The sequence below is a fragment of the Paenibacillus algicola genome (genome assembly GCF_005577435.1).
Lineage (GTDB): Bacteria > Bacillota > Bacilli > Paenibacillales > Paenibacillaceae > Paenibacillus_AQ > Paenibacillus_AQ algicola.
Window position 1 is genome coordinate 1,894,903 of the sequence record NZ_CP040396.1, and the last position, 18,556, is coordinate 1,913,458.

General features: G+C 51.7%; 18 protein-coding genes. 15 read left to right on the plus strand and 3 right to left on the minus strand.

The window, feature by feature from the left end:
* Nucleotides 1–144 precede the first annotated feature (144 nt).
* The 8 genes from E6C60_RS08510 to E6C60_RS08545 all read left to right on the plus strand — a co-directional run bounded on the left by E6C60_RS08510 (nucleotide 145) and on the right by E6C60_RS08545 (nucleotide 9,775).
* On the plus strand, nucleotides 145–2,841 hold the full coding sequence (locus E6C60_RS08510) for a copper amine oxidase N-terminal domain-containing protein (RefSeq protein ID WP_138225458.1): 2,697 nt from the start codon (nucleotides 145–147) through the stop codon (nucleotides 2,839–2,841).
* A 98-nt stretch (nucleotides 2,842–2,939) separates the two neighbouring features.
* A complete protein-coding gene (locus tag E6C60_RS08515; protein WP_138225459.1) occupies nucleotides 2,940–3,362 on the plus strand; it encodes a Fur family transcriptional regulator in 423 nt (140 codons plus the stop codon).
* Nucleotides 3,359–3,610 (plus strand): membrane protein insertion efficiency factor YidD, encoded by a 252-nt coding sequence (yidD, locus tag E6C60_RS08520; RefSeq protein WP_138225460.1) that lies wholly within the window; start codon nucleotides 3,359–3,361, stop codon nucleotides 3,608–3,610. Before E6C60_RS08515 ends, yidD begins: the two co-directional genes overlap by 4 nt.
* Before the next feature lie 441 nt (nucleotides 3,611–4,051).
* The gene (gene metG, locus E6C60_RS08525; RefSeq protein WP_138225461.1) at nucleotides 4,052–6,034 is read left to right on the plus strand and encodes a methionine--tRNA ligase; all 1,983 of its coding nucleotides are present in this window, start codon (nucleotides 4,052–4,054) and stop codon (nucleotides 6,032–6,034) included.
* A gap of 180 nt (nucleotides 6,035–6,214) precedes the next feature.
* Nucleotides 6,215–7,411, plus strand: a complete 1,197-nt coding sequence (locus tag E6C60_RS08530) for a metal ABC transporter solute-binding protein, Zn/Mn family (RefSeq protein ID WP_138225462.1) — start codon at nucleotides 6,215–6,217, stop codon at nucleotides 7,409–7,411.
* Between the two features lie 65 nt (nucleotides 7,412–7,476).
* On the plus strand, nucleotides 7,477–8,226 hold the full coding sequence (locus tag E6C60_RS08535; protein ID WP_138225463.1) for a metal ABC transporter ATP-binding protein: 750 nt from the start codon (nucleotides 7,477–7,479) through the stop codon (nucleotides 8,224–8,226).
* Nucleotides 8,227–8,245: 19 nt separating this feature from the next.
* Entirely contained in the window at nucleotides 8,246–9,049 is an 804-nt protein-coding gene (locus E6C60_RS08540; RefSeq protein ID WP_175415408.1) for a metal ABC transporter permease, read from the plus strand.
* A gap of 12 nt (nucleotides 9,050–9,061) precedes the next feature.
* Complete coding sequence (locus tag E6C60_RS08545) at nucleotides 9,062–9,775, plus strand: cytochrome c biogenesis CcdA family protein (protein ID WP_138225465.1); 714 nt, start codon at nucleotides 9,062–9,064, stop codon at nucleotides 9,773–9,775.
* 1 nt (nucleotide 9,776) lies between these two features.
* Here E6C60_RS08545 and splB read toward each other — a convergent pair whose 3' ends face one another.
* Nucleotides 9,777–10,853, minus strand: coding sequence for a spore photoproduct lyase (splB, locus tag E6C60_RS08550; protein ID WP_233281181.1), 1,077 nt, complete (start codon nucleotides 10,851–10,853; stop codon nucleotides 9,777–9,779).
* Nucleotides 10,854–11,037: 184 nt separating this feature from the next.
* On the opposite strand from splB, the gene mntR reads away from it, so the two are divergent.
* The 3 genes from mntR (at nucleotide 11,038) to E6C60_RS08565 (ending at nucleotide 14,135) form a co-directional block, all read left to right on the plus strand.
* Nucleotides 11,038–11,463: a transcriptional regulator MntR gene (gene mntR / locus E6C60_RS08555; RefSeq protein WP_138225467.1), complete on the plus strand. Its 426-nt coding sequence runs from the start codon at nucleotides 11,038–11,040 to the stop codon at nucleotides 11,461–11,463.
* A gap of 81 nt (nucleotides 11,464–11,544) precedes the next feature.
* On the plus strand, nucleotides 11,545–13,131 hold the full coding sequence (locus E6C60_RS08560) for a family 10 glycosylhydrolase (protein ID WP_138225468.1): 1,587 nt from the start codon (nucleotides 11,545–11,547) through the stop codon (nucleotides 13,129–13,131).
* A 77-nt stretch (nucleotides 13,132–13,208) separates the two neighbouring features.
* Complete coding sequence (locus E6C60_RS08565; RefSeq protein ID WP_138225469.1) at nucleotides 13,209–14,135, plus strand: patatin-like phospholipase family protein; 927 nt, start codon at nucleotides 13,209–13,211, stop codon at nucleotides 14,133–14,135.
* Between the two features lie 76 nt (nucleotides 14,136–14,211).
* On the opposite strand, the gene E6C60_RS08570 is transcribed toward E6C60_RS08565, so the two are convergent.
* Together E6C60_RS08570 and E6C60_RS08575 are read right to left on the minus strand one after the other, a co-directional pair.
* Nucleotides 14,212–14,562: a hypothetical protein gene (locus E6C60_RS08570; RefSeq protein ID WP_233281182.1), complete on the minus strand. Its 351-nt coding sequence runs from the start codon at nucleotides 14,560–14,562 to the stop codon at nucleotides 14,212–14,214.
* Complete coding sequence (locus tag E6C60_RS08575) at nucleotides 14,543–15,535, minus strand: DUF1385 domain-containing protein (RefSeq protein WP_138225471.1); 993 nt, start codon at nucleotides 15,533–15,535, stop codon at nucleotides 14,543–14,545. The genes E6C60_RS08570 and E6C60_RS08575 overlap by 20 nt, the downstream gene beginning before the upstream one ends.
* 176 nt (nucleotides 15,536–15,711) lie before the next feature.
* On the opposite strand from E6C60_RS08575, the gene E6C60_RS08580 reads away from it, so the two are divergent.
* The 4 genes from E6C60_RS08580 to efp all read left to right on the plus strand — a co-directional run bounded on the left by E6C60_RS08580 (nucleotide 15,712) and on the right by efp (nucleotide 18,477).
* Complete coding sequence (locus tag E6C60_RS08580; RefSeq protein ID WP_138225472.1) at nucleotides 15,712–16,215, plus strand: YqhR family membrane protein; 504 nt, start codon at nucleotides 15,712–15,714, stop codon at nucleotides 16,213–16,215.
* Nucleotides 16,216–16,287: 72 nt separating this feature from the next.
* Entirely contained in the window at nucleotides 16,288–16,740 is a 453-nt protein-coding gene (gene aroQ, locus E6C60_RS08585; protein WP_138225473.1) for a type II 3-dehydroquinate dehydratase, read from the plus strand.
* Between the two features lie 35 nt (nucleotides 16,741–16,775).
* Nucleotides 16,776–17,846, plus strand: a complete 1,071-nt coding sequence (locus E6C60_RS08590; RefSeq protein WP_138225474.1) for a M24 family metallopeptidase — start codon at nucleotides 16,776–16,778, stop codon at nucleotides 17,844–17,846.
* 73 nt (nucleotides 17,847–17,919) lie between these two features.
* Nucleotides 17,920–18,477 (plus strand): elongation factor P, encoded by a 558-nt coding sequence (gene efp / locus E6C60_RS08595; RefSeq protein WP_138225475.1) that lies wholly within the window; start codon nucleotides 17,920–17,922, stop codon nucleotides 18,475–18,477.
* The last annotated feature ends 79 nt before the right edge of the window (nucleotides 18,478–18,556 follow it).

Consider the following 18,556-nt stretch of genomic DNA (forward strand, 5'->3'; position numbering starts at 1 on the left):
CGATTTTTAGGCTCATTCGGTGGTTTATGTAAGAATATTTAGAATGGAGGCAGAAACTTTTAACCCGGATTGGCGTTTAATAGACTGTGCGTTACCCCTTCAGAATGAAATAAATAGAGATCATATAGGAGTGAATAAGCAAGCATGAGCCTTAAAAAAATATCTATGATTACCGTATTGGCTGCTGCCCAGGTATCTACTGTGGTGCCTGTCAGTGCGCAGTCTTCTGCTGCCCTGCAGCAGCCTTCCGCCGTCCTTGAGCAGCCGGCTGCCTTACAGGAAGCAGATAACAACAATCCGAGGATCGGCGAGGGAGCGCCGGAAGCTGCCAATTCTGCTCAGCCAGAGCCGAACGTGGAACAGGCAGAAACGTTAGAGTCTTCTCCTGAAGCAGACGCAGTGCAGCCATCACAGACACCGGAGATTAAGGTTGTTCCAGAGGAAAATTCAGCCAATGATATGCCGCCAACGTCTTCTTCGGGTCCAGCGGCTTCCTTAAACAAGGAAACCAATGAGCTGGTGCTTCTTATGAATCGTGCGGAAATGTACCATAACAGCAAGCTCTATACAGCGGCACAGCCCATGGCGGTCAAGAGCGGGGTCTCTTACATATCGATCCGGGCGATTGTAGAGCGAGCGGGCCTGATGCTCCGCTATGATAATGCGACAAAAGAAACGATTATTTACAAGGATGGAAATGAGCTGCGCTTTACGATGAACAGCACGGTATACAAAGTCAATGGCGAAGCCCGTTCGATGAAGGGTCCGGCGTATACCTATAAGGGCACCTTTATGGTTCCCCTCACGTCTATAACCCAGGCTCTTGGAATCCGCTATGTCGTCAATCAGCCGGAAAAAAAGGTGATCCTGGATCTATCCAGCCTTTCCGGCTCAGCGCCGGTCAATCCGGGCGAGGGAGCTTCGGGAGGGGAGCCGGCCAATCCGTCCACACCGCCGGTAGAAACGGTACCGGGTCTGGTTCTTTTGATGAACAGTGCCCAGATGTACCATAATGGTACATCCTATACGGCTGCCAAGCCGATGGCCGTCAAGCAGGGGGTCTCTTATGTTGCTGTCCGCTCCTTGGTAGACCGGGTGGGGTTCAGCCTGAGGTATGACAGCAGTACGAAGGAAACCGTCATTATGCGGGGCAGTGATGAAATTCGCTTTAAGACCAACAGCAGTGTATATACCGTCAATGGGGTCCGTACGACCATGAAGGGACCCGCTTATCAGGACAGTGGAACATTTATGGTTCCTTTGACCTCGATTACCCAGGCTTTAAATATACCTTATCAGGTGGATCAACAGAACAAGCGAGTCATTCTGAGTCTCAGCACGAAGCCCATCGCTTCGTTTACGGTTACGAACCCGAAGGTATATGTCGGACAAACGGTGGTGAATTACAAGACCAGCGCCTATTCGCCTTCCGGACTGCCCATCGTCAGCGAGTATTGGGATGGCAGAGAGGATGTCTTTTACGAGCCGGGTATTCATACTGTATCTTACTCCGTTCAGGACTCCAGCGGCGAATGGAGCGATCCCTACACGTTAAATATTGAGGTGCTCGTGCCGAACGAACCGCCTGCTGCGCTATTTACGACGAACAAAGAAGAATATCGCATGGGCGAGCTTATCACGTATACAGATCAAAGCACCGATGAAGAGAACGCGATTGTGAGCCGGGAGTGGGATAACAATGCCAAGGCCTTTTTTACCCCGGGTCCGGTCAAGGTTCGCCTGAAGGTAACCGATCGGCACGGAGCTGTTGATACGTACGAGAAAACCATCGTCATTACAGGAGAAACCTTGTATACCCGCGAGGAGTTCTATCAGCTATATGCGGCCGTGGGGGAGAAGTTCTTTATCGACGGCGCAAGGGTTCCTTCCTTGCCGGTGCTTCCGCTGGAGAGCAGCTTTGAATCCCGGACCTTGATCCGCAGCAACAGCCCGGAGACGGTGACCCGGGAAGGCGTGGTGTACCGTGAAGTCGGCGTTGGAGCGACCCGATTTATGATTCACCACAAAAATGCGAGCGGAAAAGTAATGAAAATGTACGTAGTTGCAACAAACCTGAACAGCACCCCGGCTTCGCTCAATACGCAGCATGTCGGGTTCGGCGGACCGAGCGAATATCCGAATGCGACAGGAAAGCTGTCGGTAGAGCGGTATTTTCAATCCATGCAGTCAGGAAGCAGCAATCAAACGTCGATTCTGCAGCCGGGAGAAAGCCGCCTGATCTTGACCGAGATCAACGCGCTGCCGATCAAGGATCAGCAGGTCGTCTCCTTGTTTGCAGATCTTTTTACCGATTCTCCGATTCGTTATGATGTCATTATGATTGAGGAGAAGGAAGATGCGCTGAGCAAGTTCCCGTTCCTTCCGCTGCTGGCAGCAGACGGTATTCACAACCGCGGCACCTATGCGAATTCCACACGCATTCTGGAGAGCCGTGAGCTGATCGGCCAGAGCGAAGCGCGCATTGCCATTGGCGACAAGAATCTGGATCCATTCCTGACCGGATACGACGGTATTACCGGCTATCCCATCTCCAATTCCGGCAATTTCGGGATGGTCTACCACATTAAGCTGAACCGTGTTGCGCCAAATACGCTCATTTCATTTAATCCACGCGGCGGCAAATATATGGGCTCGGTCATGGTTAATGGCAGCATGGTCAATGTGCCGTCTACGTCCTGGCTATCAGCGCCGCATGACAGCAGTGTGCTGTTCCGTACCGGAGAGTACGAGCAGCCGGTCGAAATCTGGTTTACGGCGGCGCCGGGAAGCAGCCTTCCGGTTAATATTTTGGTGACGCCGATGCCACAGAAGAGAAATTAATATCCTCAGCGTGCGCAGTGCTCCTTCGTTGACGCGGGTTGAATTTTCAGGCATTATTAAAGGATGAATTTGAATCAAACAACAGGAGGCTGTTGCGTATGCTGACGACAGAAGAGATCATCGGCACGATGTCCGGACATGGACTACGCATCACCGATCAGCGCAGAACGCTCGCCAAATTGTTTGGAGAGCATAACGGTTATTTAACCGCGAAGGATGTCTATGACTATATGGGCCAGAAGTACAGTGGCCTGAGCTTTGATACGGTGTATCGGAATCTGCGCGTGCTGTCGGAGCTGGGTGCGCTGGAACAGGTTGCCTTTGAGGAAGGCGTGAAGTTTCGGTCTCGCTGCAGTGAGAAGCATCATCACCATCATCTGATCTGTCTTCAGTGCCAGAAGACGTATCCGATCACCTTTTGTCCTATGCCGCTTACTGATGCACCGGATGACTTCCAGGTCGTCAGGCATAAATTTGAAGTCTTTGGTTATTGTAAGGACTGCGGAGAGGGAGAAGCGTGAGCAAACGATGGCCGATCCGGGTCGTTCAAGCGCCGATCCATCTGTACCGGAAGGTCATTTCCCCGCTGAAGCCTGCAACCTGCCGCTTCTATCCAACCTGCTCACAGTATGCACTTGAAGCTATTGAGGTACACGGTGCGCTGAAGGGCTCTGTCCTTGCGGCGAAGCGGATCGGAAGATGCCATCCCTTTCATCCCGGTGGCGTAGATCTGGTGCCGCCTCGAAAGGAAAGCCAGAGCTCTCCTTGAGTATATTCTTGACATTACGTCTGATCGTTGATTATATTGGGTGTATTAAGTAAGCAGAGTTGAATATTTTTCCTATGAAGAGATGAGTACGACAGTGCATGCTGCACAGAGAGCCGGGATAGGTGGGAACCGGTCAGCGGGGTCCTGGCGGAAGATGGTCTTGGAGGAACTGTTGTCGAGCTTCTTCCGGTGGTTATTCCATCCGGCAGGGTGAGACAATAGCGTGATCCAGCGTTAATGGCGGCCTGCTGCAGGCGGATAAGCCTGACTCTGTAAGGAGTCCGGGGAATTTGGGTGGTAACACGTGAGCTGACTCTCGTCCCATGGGGACGGGAGTTTTTTGTGTCCTTAGGGCGGTCCTTATTGCCTAAACCTTGTCAAGGCACGCCGCTGCGGCCTGCACCATAAATAACATATTTCAATTAAAGGATGGAGATCTCAATGGCAGAACAGAAAACCTTCTATTTGACAACGCCAATTTACTATCCCAGTGACAAGCTTCACATCGGGCATGCCTACACGACGGTAGCAGGTGACGCGATTGCGCGCTACAAACGCTTGAGAGGCTATGATGTGCGTTATTTGACAGGCACGGATGAGCATGGTCAAAAGATCGAGCGCAAGGCTCAGGAAGCCGGCAAAACGCCGCAGCAATTTGTCGATGATATCGTGGCAGGCATTCAGGATCTGTGGAAAAAGCTTGATATTTCCAATGAAGATTTTATTCGGACGACAGAGGCTCGTCACACCAAGGTCGTTCAGGACGTTTTCGAACGCCTGCTGGCTCAAGGTGATATTTATAAAGGTGATTATGAAGGCTGGTACTGTACACCCTGTGAATCGTTCTTCCTGGAGCGTCAGCTGGTGGATGGAAAATGTCCGGACTGCGGCCGTCCCGTGGAGCTGGTGAAGGAGGAGAGCTATTTCTTCCGGATGAGCAAGTACGTAGACCGGCTGCTGCAATACTATGAGGAGCATCCGGATTTCATTCAGCCTGTTTCCCGCAAAAATGAGATGATTAACAATTTCATCAAGCCCGGCCTGGAAGATCTCGCCGTCTCTCGTACAACCTACGAGTGGGGGGTAAAGGTCAAGAGTGATCCCAAGCATGTCGTTTACGTCTGGATCGATGCACTCCTGAACTATGTGACGGCTCTGGGCTACGGCTCCGAGGATACCTCCTTATATGACAGATACTGGCCTGCCGATGTTCATCTCATGAGCAAGGAAATTGTCCGGTTTCACACGATTTACTGGCCGATCATTCTGATGGCCCTGGACCTGCCGCTGCCGAAAAAGGTATTTGCACATGGCTGGCTCCTGATGAAGGACGGAAAAATGTCCAAATCCAAGGGCAATGTGGTGGACCCGGTTACGATGATCGACCGCTACGGCCTGGATGCACTGCGGTACTATTTGCTGCGCGAGGTTCCATTCGGAGCGGACGGCACGTTTACGCCAGAGAGCTTTGTAGAGCGCGTGAACTCTGATTTGGCGAATGATCTGGGGAATTTGCTCAATCGTACGGTGGCGATGGTCGATAAATATTTTGACGGAGAGGTTCCTTCCTTCGAGCGCGGTGTGACCGCTTTTGATGAGGCGATGGAGGAAGCGGCAGAAGGCGTCTACAGCAAGGTAGAAGAAGCGATGGAGAAGCTGGAGTTTTCAGTAGCACTCAGCGCCATCGGGCAGTTCGTCAGCCGCAGCAACAAATACATTGATGAGACCCAGCCATGGACCCTCGCGAAGGATGAGAGCAAACGACAGGAGCTTGCCTCCGTGATGAGCCACTTGGTAGAGTCACTGCGTATTGCTTCCATTCTGCTTCAGCCGTTCATGACTCGTACGCCGCAGAAGATTTGGGAACAGCTGGGCATCGAGGCTGGACCGTTAACGCATTGGGACAGCGGACGTGAGATCGGCAGCATCCCTGGCGGCACGAAGCTCCAGAAAGGGGAACCGATCTTCCCGCGTCTGGACGTCGAGCAGGAGGTAGCCTTTATTGCTGAGGCGATGACTGGCGGCGCCAAGCCTGCAGCGATCACGGAGCAGCCAGCAGAGGGCAAAGCTGCAGAGGCTGAGGAAGAAGTGGAGCTGAAGGAAGAGATCGGGATTGAGGATTTTGCGAAGGTAGAGCTGAGAGTGGCGCAGGTGATCTCCTGTGAGCCGGTGAAAAAGGCGGATAAGCTGCTGAAGCTGCAGCTGGATCTGGGCTTCGAGCAGCGTCAGGTCGTATCGGGCATTGCGAAGCACTATAGCCCGGAGGAGCTGGTCGGCAAAAAAGTCATCTGTGTCACAAACCTGAAGCCAGTCAAGCTTCGTGGAGAAATGTCTCAGGGCATGATCTTGGCAGCCTCCCACGGGAATCAGCTGACGCTGGCTGCGGTGCCGGATTCCATGCCAAACGGTGCGATCGTGAAATAAGTGCTACAGAGGTTACTAGTGAGGACGGCGTGCCGGAGTCGGCTGCCGTCCTCACACTTTTTTTGTTCAGGTTTATTAGTAACGATAACGATGTGGTTGACAAGAGGAACAACTACTCTTATAATCTCTAACTAGTAATTATTACGATTTGAACAACGGGATTGGAGTGGAGACGGAAGCATGAAATGGAAGACAGCATATGGGGCTTTGTTATTGTCACTGGTAATGGTGGTAACGGGCTGCGGCAATGACACGGGTAGTCAGAAGGCAGCTATTTCGGAAGAGAAGATTAATGTCATTACGACATTTTATCCTATTTATGAATTTGCACGGACCATCGGGGGAGAGGATGCGAATGTCATCAATCTGCTTCCTACCGGTGTAGAGGCTCATGATTGGACGCCGCGGAGCCAGGATATTATTCAAACCTCTAAAGCACAGCTGTTCCTGTACAACGGAGCAGGCATGGAGGGCTGGGTGCCGGGATTTCTCAAAGGCTTGGATCAAGACAGCCAGGTTAAGCCGGTTGAGGTTAGCCAAGGCATCGATCTAATCTATACGAACGAGGATGACGGGCATCAGCACGGCCACGACCACGGCGGCGAGGCTGCAGCGGAAGAGGGACGTGATCACGACCACAGCGGTGAGGCCGCAGCGGAAGAGGGACATGATCACGACCACAGCGGTGAGGCTGCAGCGGAAGAGGGACATGATCACGACCATAGCGGCGAGGCGGCAGCGGAAGAGGAGCATGATCACGACCATAGCGGCGAGGCGGCAGCGGAAGAGGGACATGATCACGACCATAGCGGCGAGGCTGCAGCGGAAGAGAAGCAGCCGGCTGTGGATGCCAAATATGTGGACCCCCATACTTGGGTAAGTCCGAAGTCTGCACAGATCATGGCCGAGAATATTTACAAGAGCCTGGCAGAAGCAGATCCGGATCATGCTGACGGTTATAAGGAACGATATGAAGTCTTGAAGGAGCAGCTTGCTGCACTGGATCAGAAGTTTGAGCAGGAGCTTGCCGCCTTTGAGAACCGTCAGATTGTGGTATCTCATCAAGCGTTCGGGTATTTGACGCGGGACTACTCCCTGGAGCAGCATGCAATTATGGGACTGTCTCCGGATGCCGAGCCGCGGGCGCAGGATATTGTCAAGCTGGCCAATACGGTGCGGGAGAACAATATTCGCTACATTTTCTTTGAAGAGCTGGTATCGGATCAGCTGGCCAAAACGCTGGCTGCGGAGACCGGGGTTGAGACGCTGGTGCTGAATCCGGTGGAGGGCTTAACCAAGGAGCAGGAAGCCAGTGGAGAGAATTACTTTTCATTGATGGAAAACAATTTGCAAAATTTGAAGAAGGCATTACAATAAGAAGAGATGGCCGGGGATATATTCATATCACCCGGCTTCATATTTTACAGAAAGGCGGCCAAGGTATGCTCCCGGACGCGCTGGATTGTCATCAGCCGATTATACAGCTTAAAGATATTTCATTCTCTTACCGTCAGCAGCAGGTGCTGGAGGGGCTTAATTTTACCGTTAAGGAACGGGATTTCGTCGGCATTGTCGGCTCGAATGGAGCCGGGAAGACGACGCTGCTTCGCCTGATTGTAGGTTTACTGCCGTCAGCGCATGGAAGTATTGAATTATTTGGAGAGCCGATCCGCCGCTTCCGTGATTGGGAACGGATCGGCTATGTACCGCAGAAGAACAGCTTTAACCCGTTGTTTCCGGCAACGGTTCGGGAAGTGGTCCTCTCGGGCCTCTACAACCGCAAGAATATGTTCCGCCGGATTACCCGGAAGCAGCATCAGCAGTGCAGTGATGCCATGGAAGTGATGCGTATTGAGGACATTGCCGGCAAACGCATTGGCGAGCTTTCCGGGGGACAGCAGCAGCGTGTGTTTCTGGCGCGGGCCTTGATCAATCGGCCGGATCTGCTCGTTCTCGATGAGCCAACGATCGGGATTGACGCCGAGACTCAGGCCAGTTTTTTTGAGCTGATTACCCATATGCATGAGCATCACGATATGACTTTTCTCATGGTGACGCATGATCTGGATATGGTTCGCGATGAGCTGGGAGAAAAGCCGGTGTCTCAGAACGGCAAAATTCAGTTTTATGTTCGTCACTCCCATGATGCCCAGGACTGCGTGGAGCAGGATCTGACGCATTCGCTCGTTTAGGAAGGAGAATTACGTCTTGCTGGATATTTTATCAAGTGATTTCTTTCAGCGCGCCATGCTTGGCGGGCTGCTCATCGGCGTTACCGCGCCGTTAATCGGTATTTTCCTCGTGCTGAGGCGATTGTCCATGATTGGCGATACGCTTTCGCATGTAACGATTGCGGGCGTCGCACTTGGATTTCTGATTGAGGTCTATCCTCTGGCGGCAGGGCTTGTGTTCGCCGTAGCTGCATCCTTCGCAATAGAGAAGCTCCGCAAAGCGTACAAGAGCTATGCAGAGCTGTCTATTGCGATTATTATGTCCGGGGGGGTCGCGCTTGCCTCGCTGTTCTTCACTTTGGGCATGGGCTACAATACGGATGTTATGAGCTATCTGTTCGGCAGTATTTATACACTGGATGTCAACGATCTGTATCTGGTGGGGGGCGTAACGGTCGTCGTGATTACGGTGATATCGCTCTTTTTCAAGGAATTGTTCCTGCTCAGTTTTGAAGAGGATGCAGCCAGCGTCAGCGGCCTGCCGGTAAAATGGATCAATATGATCATTACAGTGTTGACGGCGCTCGTGGTGAGCACGGCCATCAAGATTGTGGGGGCGCTGCTCGTATCTGCACTGCTGACAATCCCGGTTGCGGCCAGCCTGCTGCTGGCCAGAAGCTTCCGCTCTGCCATTGTACTGTCAGTCATTCTGTCGGAGATTGCGGTGGTCGGAGGTCTCATGCTGGCCGGCGTGTTCAATCTGGCGCCCGGAGCCACGATTGTGCTGCTGCTGATTTCGTTCCTGACGCTGGCGCTGGTTGGCAAAAAAGGCTTTTCATCTTAAGGGGGAGTACTTATGGCTGATATGAATATAGGAATCGCATTTGCAGCCGGCTTCGCATCGTTTATTTCGCCCTGCTGTCTCCCGCTGTATCCTTCTTATCTTTCGATCATTACCGGCATGTCGGTCAATGAATTAAAAACGGAGCAGAACCGCAAGGACGTTCGCATGCGCACCATGAGTCACACGCTGGCGTTTATCCTTGGGTTCTCCTCCGTATATTATACGCTCGGCTGGGGAGCGGGACTGTTTGGAGAATTCTTTATCGAGTATCAGGACTTGATCCGGCAGCTCTCGGCGCTGCTTATTATCTTGATGGGTCTGATGCTGGTTGGCTTGTTTCAGCCCCGGTTTCTCATGAAGGACCGCAAGTTCGATTTCAAATCCAAGCCGGCGGGATACATAGGCACCTTCTTGTTCGGAATTGGGTTTGCTGCAGGGTGGTCCCCTTGCGTAGGCCCGATCCTGATGGCTATTATTGCCCTCGCGGCCACCGATCCCGGCACATGGTTCCCGCTGATCACGTCATACTCTCTCGGATTTGCAGTTCCCTTCTTTATCCTGGCATTCTTCATCGGATCCACGCGCTGGATTCTCAAATATTCCAGTGTGCTGATGAAGGTCGGCGGTGCGCTAATGATTCTTATGGGGATCTTGCTGTTTAGCAATCAAATGTTTAGAATTACGATCTGGCTTCAAAGCATAACGCCGGAATGGCTTCGTTTCTAAATTACGTAAAGTAATCAATCCTTGCCTCTGGAAAATGGTCAAAGATCCGCTCTGTGATAAATTGTCGCAGGGCGGTTTGCTGTTCATCAGGGTATACATATTTGTATTGGCCCCAGCGTCCCCATTTCTGCTTTCTTTTTTCAATATCCATCTCCAGCTTGGTTTTGGGGTAACGCTGCTGAATCACGTTTTTGGCCGTCTTGGTAAAACGGTGCTGAATCATCTCAAAGCTCAGGTCCTTGGTTGCTTCGGGCGGCAGTGAATCCGAGAGGCGCTTTAGCAGCTCTGCATAGCCTTCCTCCCAGCCGTCATACCAAATGATGGGAGCGATGATGAAGCCTAACGGATAGCCGGCATGGGCGATTTTGGATGCAGCCTCAATTCGTTCCTCAAAGCGCGAGGTGGCAGGCTCAAACTGGCGAATCACATAATCCGCATTGACACTGAACCGGATTCGGGTATGACCGTTGTGATTCAGATTTAGCAAAGGACCGACATGGTGAAACTTTGTTACAAACCGAAGTCGCCCATGCTCCTGTCCGGCCATAAATGTGATCAGTTCCTGCAGCGTACCGGTAATATGCTCAATCCCGACGGGATCAGAGGTACAGGCGGCTTCAAAGGTTGTGATTTCCGGTGTTTTTTCGTCAATATAGCCTTTCGCAGCGCCCAGAATATCCTCTGTGTTAACATAAACTCGGATGTAGGGCTTGGAGCCCAGCGTCGTCTGTAAATAACAATAATGGCAATGGCCCATGCAGCCGGTGGAAATGGGAATCGCATAGTCTGCCGACGGCTTGGACTGGTCAAACTTCAGCGTTTTTCGCAGGCCGACGACGAGGGTTCTTTTGGCCATCCGGTACTTTTCCTGCTCCGTCTCCCCGGGAAGATTGGTTATCCGGTTGTGAGAGGTTGTCATGCGGTATTCAATGTTGCGTGCTTTGACGAACTCCATAATTTTCTGACCCTTGGGATATTCCAGCGCATCCGGTTCAAAATAAACAAGGTCGGGGATGAACGGCTTGGTCGGCTTGGGAATGCGTTTGACGGGTGGAGCTGTCAATGTCGTCTCGGCCACGGCTGCACCTTCTTTCTGTAAGCTAAGCATAGTATGGACCTTGGCTCTCGTCTTGACACCTGACAATTACAAACAGGCGATCCCGGCAGGACTTGCCAAGTGCTATTGAGAACATGTATCATTAACGGTGCAGGTACACCGTTGCCGGACGTTTTGGAAGATATGAGAAAAGAGGGAAATGAAGATGCCTACACCCAGCATGGAGGATTATTTGGAGCGCATCTACAAGCTGATTGAAGAGAAGGGTTATGCGCGCGTTTCGGATATTGCCGAAGGCTTGGAGGTTCACCCCTCATCCGTCACGAAGATGATTCAGAAGCTTGATAAGGATGAATATTTGATCTATGAGAAGTATCGCGGCCTCGTCTTGACCAGCAAGGGCAAGAAGATGGGGAAGCGCTTGATGGCCCGCCATCAGCTGCTGGAGCAGTTCCTGGGCATCATTGGCGTACAGGAAGAGAATATTTACGCGGATGTAGAAGGAATTGAGCATCATCTGAGCTGGGACTCCATAACTTGTATAGAGACCCTGGTAGAATATTTTAATCGGGATGAACAACGTCTCAAGGAGCTGCGGAATATTCATCAGGAATTGGTTAGCGAATCGTAGAAAGGGCATCTGTCCGCAGTTGACAGATGCTTTTTTCATGAAAGGTTGCCTGCGAAACCTAGAAACTGGAGGTTCTAAAGAATGAAGTTACGAAGATGGCTGCTGGTGCTGCTGTTGACCCTGTTGTGTCTCCCGTCGGTGGTTCCCGCTGCGAAGGCGCAAAGCCCCGACATCCAGATTCTGCTTGACGGTCAGAGGCTGTACAGCGATGTACCGCCGTACATCCTTTCTAAAGTAAATGTGACGATGGTGCCGACTCGCGTCATCAGCGAAGGGCTGGGCGCATCCATTGCATGGAACCAAAGCACGAAAACGGCTGTGATTTCGCAGCAGAACATAAGCATCAGCCTGAAATCGGGATCTCCAACGGCCATTGTTAATGGAGTGCCGGAGGCACTGAGTGCATCGGTTCAAATCCAGAACGGCCGAGTGATGGTGCCGCTAAGGTTCATCAGCGAGAAGCTGGGGCTGACTGTGAAGTGGAATCAGCAGCAGAAGATCATTGATATGACCAGCGGCTGGATCATTCCCGAGGAGCCGGGAATCCCGCCGGTAGTACCGCAGCCGGTAGAGAAGGAGCTTCGGGGAGCCTGGGTGTCCAGTATTTATAATCTGGACTGGCCTGCCACGAAGACGACCGCAGCGCAGCAGCAGCAGGACTTCATCCAAATGCTGGACAAGCTGCAGGCGGCTGGATTCAATGCGGTGTTTGTGCAGCTTCGGCCTGCAGGTGACGCACTGTACTCCTCGGCACTGGTTCCTTGGTCGAAGGCACTGACCGGAACTCAGGGCAAGGATCCCGGCTACGATCCTACTGCATTTATGATTCAGGAGACGCAGAAGCGGGGAATGGAATTTCACGCCTGGTTCAACCCGTTTCGAGCGCATACCGAGCTATCCACAAGCGGCCTCGCTGCCAATCATGTTGCTGTCGCTCATCCGGACTGGATTCTGAAGGTGAACAGCCAGCTGATGATCGATCCCGGCAACCCTGCAGCGAGACAGCATATTATAGATACGATTATCGAAGTGGTGGACGGTTATGATGTAGATGGAATTCATCTGGATGATTATTTTTATCCGTCTAATACGTCGATCCCTGACTCCAGCTCCTATGCGCTGTACAATACAGGCTCATATCGTACCGTTGCAGATTGGCGGCGCGGCAATGTGAATACCTTTATTGAAGAGCTGGGAGAAAGCATCAAGCGGGTGAAGCCACAGGTGTACTACGGGGTCAGTCCTTTCGGCGTGTGGCGCAATGATACCGCAGACCGAACAGGATCTCCGACCAAAGCAGGGGTTACAGCCTATGACAGCATGTATGCCGACACACGGACCTGGATTCAGAATGGCTGGATCGATTATATCGCCCCGCAAATCTACTGGAGCATGAATTATACCGCTGCGGATTACGATAAGCTGGTGGACTGGTGGGTGAAGGAGGTTTCCGGAACCGGAGTCGATCTCCTGATCGGACATGCGGCATACAAGGTCGGCGATCCGGCCCAGGATAAGAATTGGCAGACAGCCACTGAAATTATTAACCAGCTTCGCTACAATGACAAATATAAGGATATCCAAGGGAGCCTGTTCTTCAGAGCCAAGCACTTGCTCGGCAATCCGCTCGGGCTGCTGGATCAATTGAAATTATATTATCAATCCTAAATCAGCACGTTGTAAGACATGAATACTCCCCCGTTCTCATACATAGTCAATAGACCATGTGAGGCGGGGGTTTTATTATGGATATTAATGCCGTATTTGAGGGTGGCGGCGTCAAAGGCATATCACTGGCTGGAGCCGTAAAGGCGGCGGAGCTGCAAGGTATCACCTTTAAACGGGTAGCTGGGACCTCATCAGGCTCCATTGTAGCGTCCGTGCTGGCAGCAGGCTATACCGCTGATGAGATGAAACACATCATTAAGAACATGCCTTTTGAACGGCTCCTGGTGCGGGCGCCGTTCTTTGATACGGCCTTCGTTGGACCTGCTCTTCGGGTCTTGCTGAAAAAAGGGTTATACTCCGGAGAAGCACTGGAGCAATGGGTACGCAGTCTGCTGCTTGCCAAGGGCATCGTCACCTTTTCAGATATTCCTGCAGGCAAGCTCTACATTGTGGCTTCGGATATTACGAACGGAAAGCTGCTCGTCCTTCCGGATGACTTGCGAAACTACGGGATCAATCCGGCCACGTTTCCTGTAGCGAAGGCCGTACGGATGAGCTGCAGCATTCCTTACTTCTTTGATCCGGTCATTCTGAGGCTTATTGGGGAGCCGGCTAGAGGAAAGGCCTTTAATGAGCAATTTGTGTACATTGTCGATGGCGGGCTGCTTAGCAATTTTCCGTTATGGCTCTTTGACCGCAAGCGAAAAGGAACAGGACTTTCAAAGCCTCCCCCTGTCGTGGGCTTTCAAATGGTCGGCAAGCATGCAGAAGAGCCGCATAAAATCACAGGACCATTCAGTATGCTGAGTGCCATGTTTGATACGATGCTGTCTGCGCATGATGAACGGTATATTGAGAAGGAGAACCGAAACCGGACGATTAAGATCCCGACCCTCGGTATTGGCACAACCCATTTTGATTTGTCGGAAGCTGAAAGCGAGGCGTTATATCAATCAGGATTGATGGCAGGGACGCAGTTTTTTAAGGAATGGATCCCGCAATAAGGACTTTGAATTTAAAAGGGCTGCTTCGCAAAGGTGATTTCCTTTGCGAAGCAGCCCTTTTGGCGTGTATGCGAGATTAATGATACTTTGGCATGTCCTCGTCATCACTTTTTCCCTTGCTGCCTTCAATAACTTGGAACGGATACCGCTTCTTTCGGGATGATTGAGAGGGCTCTGCCTTCATGCCGGCTGTCCTTGCTGCCTTGATCTTGGCCTGAGTTTTGCGTGAAGGCTTGACCTTGGGGCGGCGCCGGGTACCAGGCGGAAACTTGTAAAGCAGAAATACGACAGCGACAATGATCAGCGGAATATAATAATGCTGCAGATTTAGAAGCAGACCTACCGCCGCCAGTGTAATAAAGATGCCCAGAATGATCTTCTGCGTTCTCAGCCTGTACATGGATTCATCATCCTTTCGCAGGGTCAAGTACACTTCCCGCTGCCGGCTTCGCCGTTGCGGCCCGTTCGAATTGGGCATCCAGCTCCCGCATCCGGTTAAATGAAGCGATGGAAACCTCGACCTGATCGTCGGTCGGTTCTTTCGTCGTCAGCAATTGAAGCCACAAGCCGGGATATCCCAAGTACCGAAGCACCGGAACCTCTCGGAGCGAGTTGGTAAGCTTCAAAAATTCGAAGGAAATGCCCAGGACGACGGGCAGCAGCACAATGCGCTGAATGACTCTTTCGGTCAGGTTATCCCATGGCACGATGGAATATACGACGACGCCAAGCACAATTGTCAGCATCATGAAGCTGCTGCCACAGCGATAATGGAGACGGGTGTACTTCTGGACATTCTTCACCGTCAGCTCTTCACCGGCTTCAAAGGCACTGATGACCTTGTGCTCTGCTCCATGATATTGAAACAGCCGCTTAATGACCGGGGTTTGCGAGATCGCCCAGAGATAGATGAGAAGAAGTAGGAGCTTGATGCCGCCTTCGATCAGATTGCGGATAATGTAGTTGTCAATAATATCACCGAACAGAAAATCCTCTACAAACACAGGGACGAGCGTGAACAAGAGCTTGCCGAATACAAAGGATAGTACGCTGACCGCCGCTACTCCAATAATCATGCTGAGGCTCCAGCCAGAATCCTCTTTCTCCTTCTGCTTCTCCCGTTCTTCGGGATCCAGAGAGTCATCGGCGTAGGCATCTGCAGAGAAATTAAGATGCTTTGAGCCTTTGATGCTTGAATCTATGAGGCTAATAATTCCGCGAAGCAGTGGAATTTTACGCAGCCTGAGGATCAGGGATTTATCTTCCCTTGGCACTTCGAGAAACTTAATTTCGTTGTTTTTTCTCCGTACAGCAGTTACATTGACGTGCCTGCCGCCGAACATAACACCTTCGATCACGGCTTGGCCACCATAGCTGACCGGAGCGGGCTTTTGGGACAAACAATTCACCTTCCTGTCTCAAAATACTTGAAATGCTTAAATACATATCCTTATTGTATCGAATGTTGGAGTTAAATTCTAGTTTGATTAAGGCAGCACGTTCAGGAGCATACTAGGATTCAAACTTTTGCCGCTTTTGTAAGGGCGTATAACGATCAAGGAGAGTGTTTTATTCCATGCATCCATTACAGAGCAGATCTGCTTCTATTCACACGAACCGCTTTACCTTTGCGCTTGAGCTAGGCTTTTACGCGGGACTCATTTGGGGAGGCATCCGCTGGTTCTTCTATGCCTTTAACTTTACGTCCGTCCTTCCGGGCTTTCTGCTGGAGCCCTTCTTTAAGCACAGCTTTCTCGAATCCACGGCGGGTCAGCTGGCTGGGTGGCTCTCCTTTATCGTATTGTCAGTTGCAGCTTCCCTGCTGTATGTGCTCTTGTTTCTGAAGGCAAAGGGACCCTGGCCCGGCATTGCTTATGGGATTGTCTGGTGGGTCCTTCTGTTCATAGTTCTGAATCGGTTGCTGCAATGGAGTGCGCCGGTCAAGCTCTTGACCTGGGATACGAATATTTCAGAGATGTGCCTGTTTCTGCTGTGGGGGCTGTTTATCGGCTATACGACAGCGGTCGAGTACACGGATGAAAAGCTGCGAGACGGCAAAGGGGTACTGAGCCGGAGCTAAAAAAACTTCTCAAGTTGACTTCCCCTATGGTAAAATAGCTTTTGGTTATTTGACGAAAAGGTGGGAAGCCTTATGAAGTCCATCTGGGTCATGAACGGACCCAATTTGAACCTGCTCGGCATACGGGAGCCCGGCGTCTACGGCAGCACGTCACTGCAGAGCATTGAAGAAGCTTTAGTGGAGGAAGGAGAACGTAACTCGGTTTCCGTAACGTTCTTTCAATCCAATCATGAGGGCGCGCTGATTGACCGTATTCATGAAGCAATGGGACAGGCTGACGGCATCCTGCTGAATCCGGGAGCCTTTACCCATTACAGCTATGCCATCCGGGATGCGATCAGCTCGGTCAGCATTCCAACGGTTGAGGTTCATCTATCGAACGTCCACGCCCGGGAAGCCTTCCGCCATACGTCGGTCATCGCTCCGGTATGTGCCGGACAGATCTGCGGCTTTGGTGCAGGCAGCTACAAGCTTGGGTTTCACGCCCTGCTGGATATTCTGAATGGGGGCATCAGCACGCGCTAACACGATGAACAGGATTCGGAAGGGATTGAAGCAATATGGCTAACCACAGAGCAGCTCGGCTCCGGGAGATCATGGACAGCAAGGGCTTGCAGGCCTTGTTAGTGTCCAGTGCGGTGAACCGCCGGTACTTGACCGGCTTTACCGGATCTGCCGGATACGTGCTCATCACGAAAGAGCACTCCTATCTGCTGACCGATTTTCGTTATATGACCCAGGCGCCTCAGCAGGCACCAGGGTATGAAGTCATTGAACACGGTGCCAAGGTGATGGAAACGGTCAAGGAGCTTCTGGCTCAAGAAAGCGTGACCTCGCTCGGCTTCGAGCAGGATCACGTTACATACTCCGTGTACATGACCTATGCGGAGCAGCTGAAGCCGGTTACGCTCACTCCGGTGAGCGGAATGGTTGAACAGCTTCGGATTATCAAGGACAGTGACGAGCTGAAGGTGATGCAGCAGGCTGCTGATTTGGCGGATGAGACGTTCCAGTACGTGCTGGGCATCGTTCAGAGCGGGAAGTCGGAGTCGGAAATTGATCTCTCGATGGAGATGTTTATGCGGGAGAGAGGGGCGACGTCGTCTTCCTTTGACACGATTGTGGCTTCAGGAGTCCGGTCTGCGCTGCCTCACGGCGTTGCGAGTGACAAGATCATTGGCTCCAATGAATTGATCACCTTTGATTTCGGGGCGCTGCTGAACGGCTACTGCTCGGACTTAACACGTACGATTGCCGTAGGCAAACCGGATCCGAAGCTGAAGGAAATTTATGATATTGTGCTACAAGCCCAGCTGCATACGCTCGAACACATCAAAGCGGGAATGACAGGGCGTGAAGCCGATGCGCTTGCCCGCGATATCATTACGCGTTACGGATACGGGGAGTACTTTGGACACAGTACGGGACATGGTCTCGGAATGGAGGTTCACGAGATGCCCCGCCTTTCCAAGCTGAGTGATGATGTGCTGATGCCAGGCATGGTCGTGACTGTAGAGCCAGGGATTTATATTCCGGGCCTCGGCGGTGTTCGGATCGAGGATGATATTGTGATCCAGGAATCGGGTATTCATATTTTAACATCTTCGCCCAAAGATTTTACCGTGCTTTAAGCACAGTCCATCCGGGCAGCAGAATCAAGAAGAACCAGGTCGCTAACGACCTATTTAACCAGGAGGGATTTTTGTGATTTCAGTTAACGATTTCAAAACAGGCCTGACCGTTGAGGTTGACGGCGATATTTTCACCGTTATTGAGTTTCAGCACGTGAAACCGGGCAAGGGGGCAGCGTTCGTTCGCTCCAAGCTGAAGAACCTGCGCAATGGCAATACGGTCGAGAAAACATTCCGTGCAGGAGAGACGATCGGCCGTGCCATGATCGAGAACCGCGGCGTGCAGTACCTGTATGCGAGCGGCCAAGAGCATGTGTTCATGGACAACGAAACGTACGATCAGTTCAGCCTGACCAGCGAGCAGCTGGAATGGGAATTAAACTTCCTGAAAGAGAACATGAACGTGAACATCGTCAGCTACCAGGGCGAAATTCTCGGGATTAACCTGCCGAACAGTGTGGACCTGAAGGTTGTTGAGACGGAGCCGGGCATCAAGGGGAACACGGCTACTGGAGCAACCAAGAATGCGAAGCTGGAAACCGGCCTGAACGTACAGGTTCCTCTCTTCATTAACGAAGATGATGTCCTGCTCGTAGACACTCGTGAAGGCAAATATATTTCCCGCGCTTAATCGTTGTGAGCACCGCCGCCCTTGTCTGCAGGTTATGCAGGAGGGCGGCTTTTTTTGTAGCTGCAAGAAGATGGGCTGA

Coding starts and splice junctions, on each gene's coding strand:
- E6C60_RS08560 (WP_138225468.1), top strand. CDS start 11,545: ATGAAGTTACGAAGATGGCTGCTGGTGCTGCTGTTGACCCTGTTGTGT.
- metG (WP_138225461.1), top strand. CDS start 4,052: ATGGCAGAACAGAAAACCTTCTATTTGACAACGCCAATTTACTATCCC.
- E6C60_RS08535 (WP_138225463.1), top strand. CDS start 7,477: ATGCTCCCGGACGCGCTGGATTGTCATCAGCCGATTATACAGCTTAAA.
- E6C60_RS08515 (WP_138225459.1), top strand. CDS start 2,940: ATGCTGACGACAGAAGAGATCATCGGCACGATGTCCGGACATGGACTA.
- E6C60_RS08530 (WP_138225462.1), top strand. CDS start 6,215: ATGAAATGGAAGACAGCATATGGGGCTTTGTTATTGTCACTGGTAATG.
- E6C60_RS08545 (WP_138225465.1), top strand. CDS start 9,062: ATGGCTGATATGAATATAGGAATCGCATTTGCAGCCGGCTTCGCATCG.
- aroQ (WP_138225473.1), top strand. CDS start 16,288: ATGAAGTCCATCTGGGTCATGAACGGACCCAATTTGAACCTGCTCGGC.
- E6C60_RS08590 (WP_138225474.1), top strand. CDS start 16,776: ATGGCTAACCACAGAGCAGCTCGGCTCCGGGAGATCATGGACAGCAAG.
- E6C60_RS08565 (WP_138225469.1), top strand. CDS start 13,209: ATGGATATTAATGCCGTATTTGAGGGTGGCGGCGTCAAAGGCATATCA.
- E6C60_RS08510 (WP_138225458.1), top strand. CDS start 145: ATGAGCCTTAAAAAAATATCTATGATTACCGTATTGGCTGCTGCCCAG.
- E6C60_RS08580 (WP_138225472.1), top strand. CDS start 15,712: ATGCATCCATTACAGAGCAGATCTGCTTCTATTCACACGAACCGCTTT.
- mntR (WP_138225467.1), top strand. CDS start 11,038: ATGCCTACACCCAGCATGGAGGATTATTTGGAGCGCATCTACAAGCTG.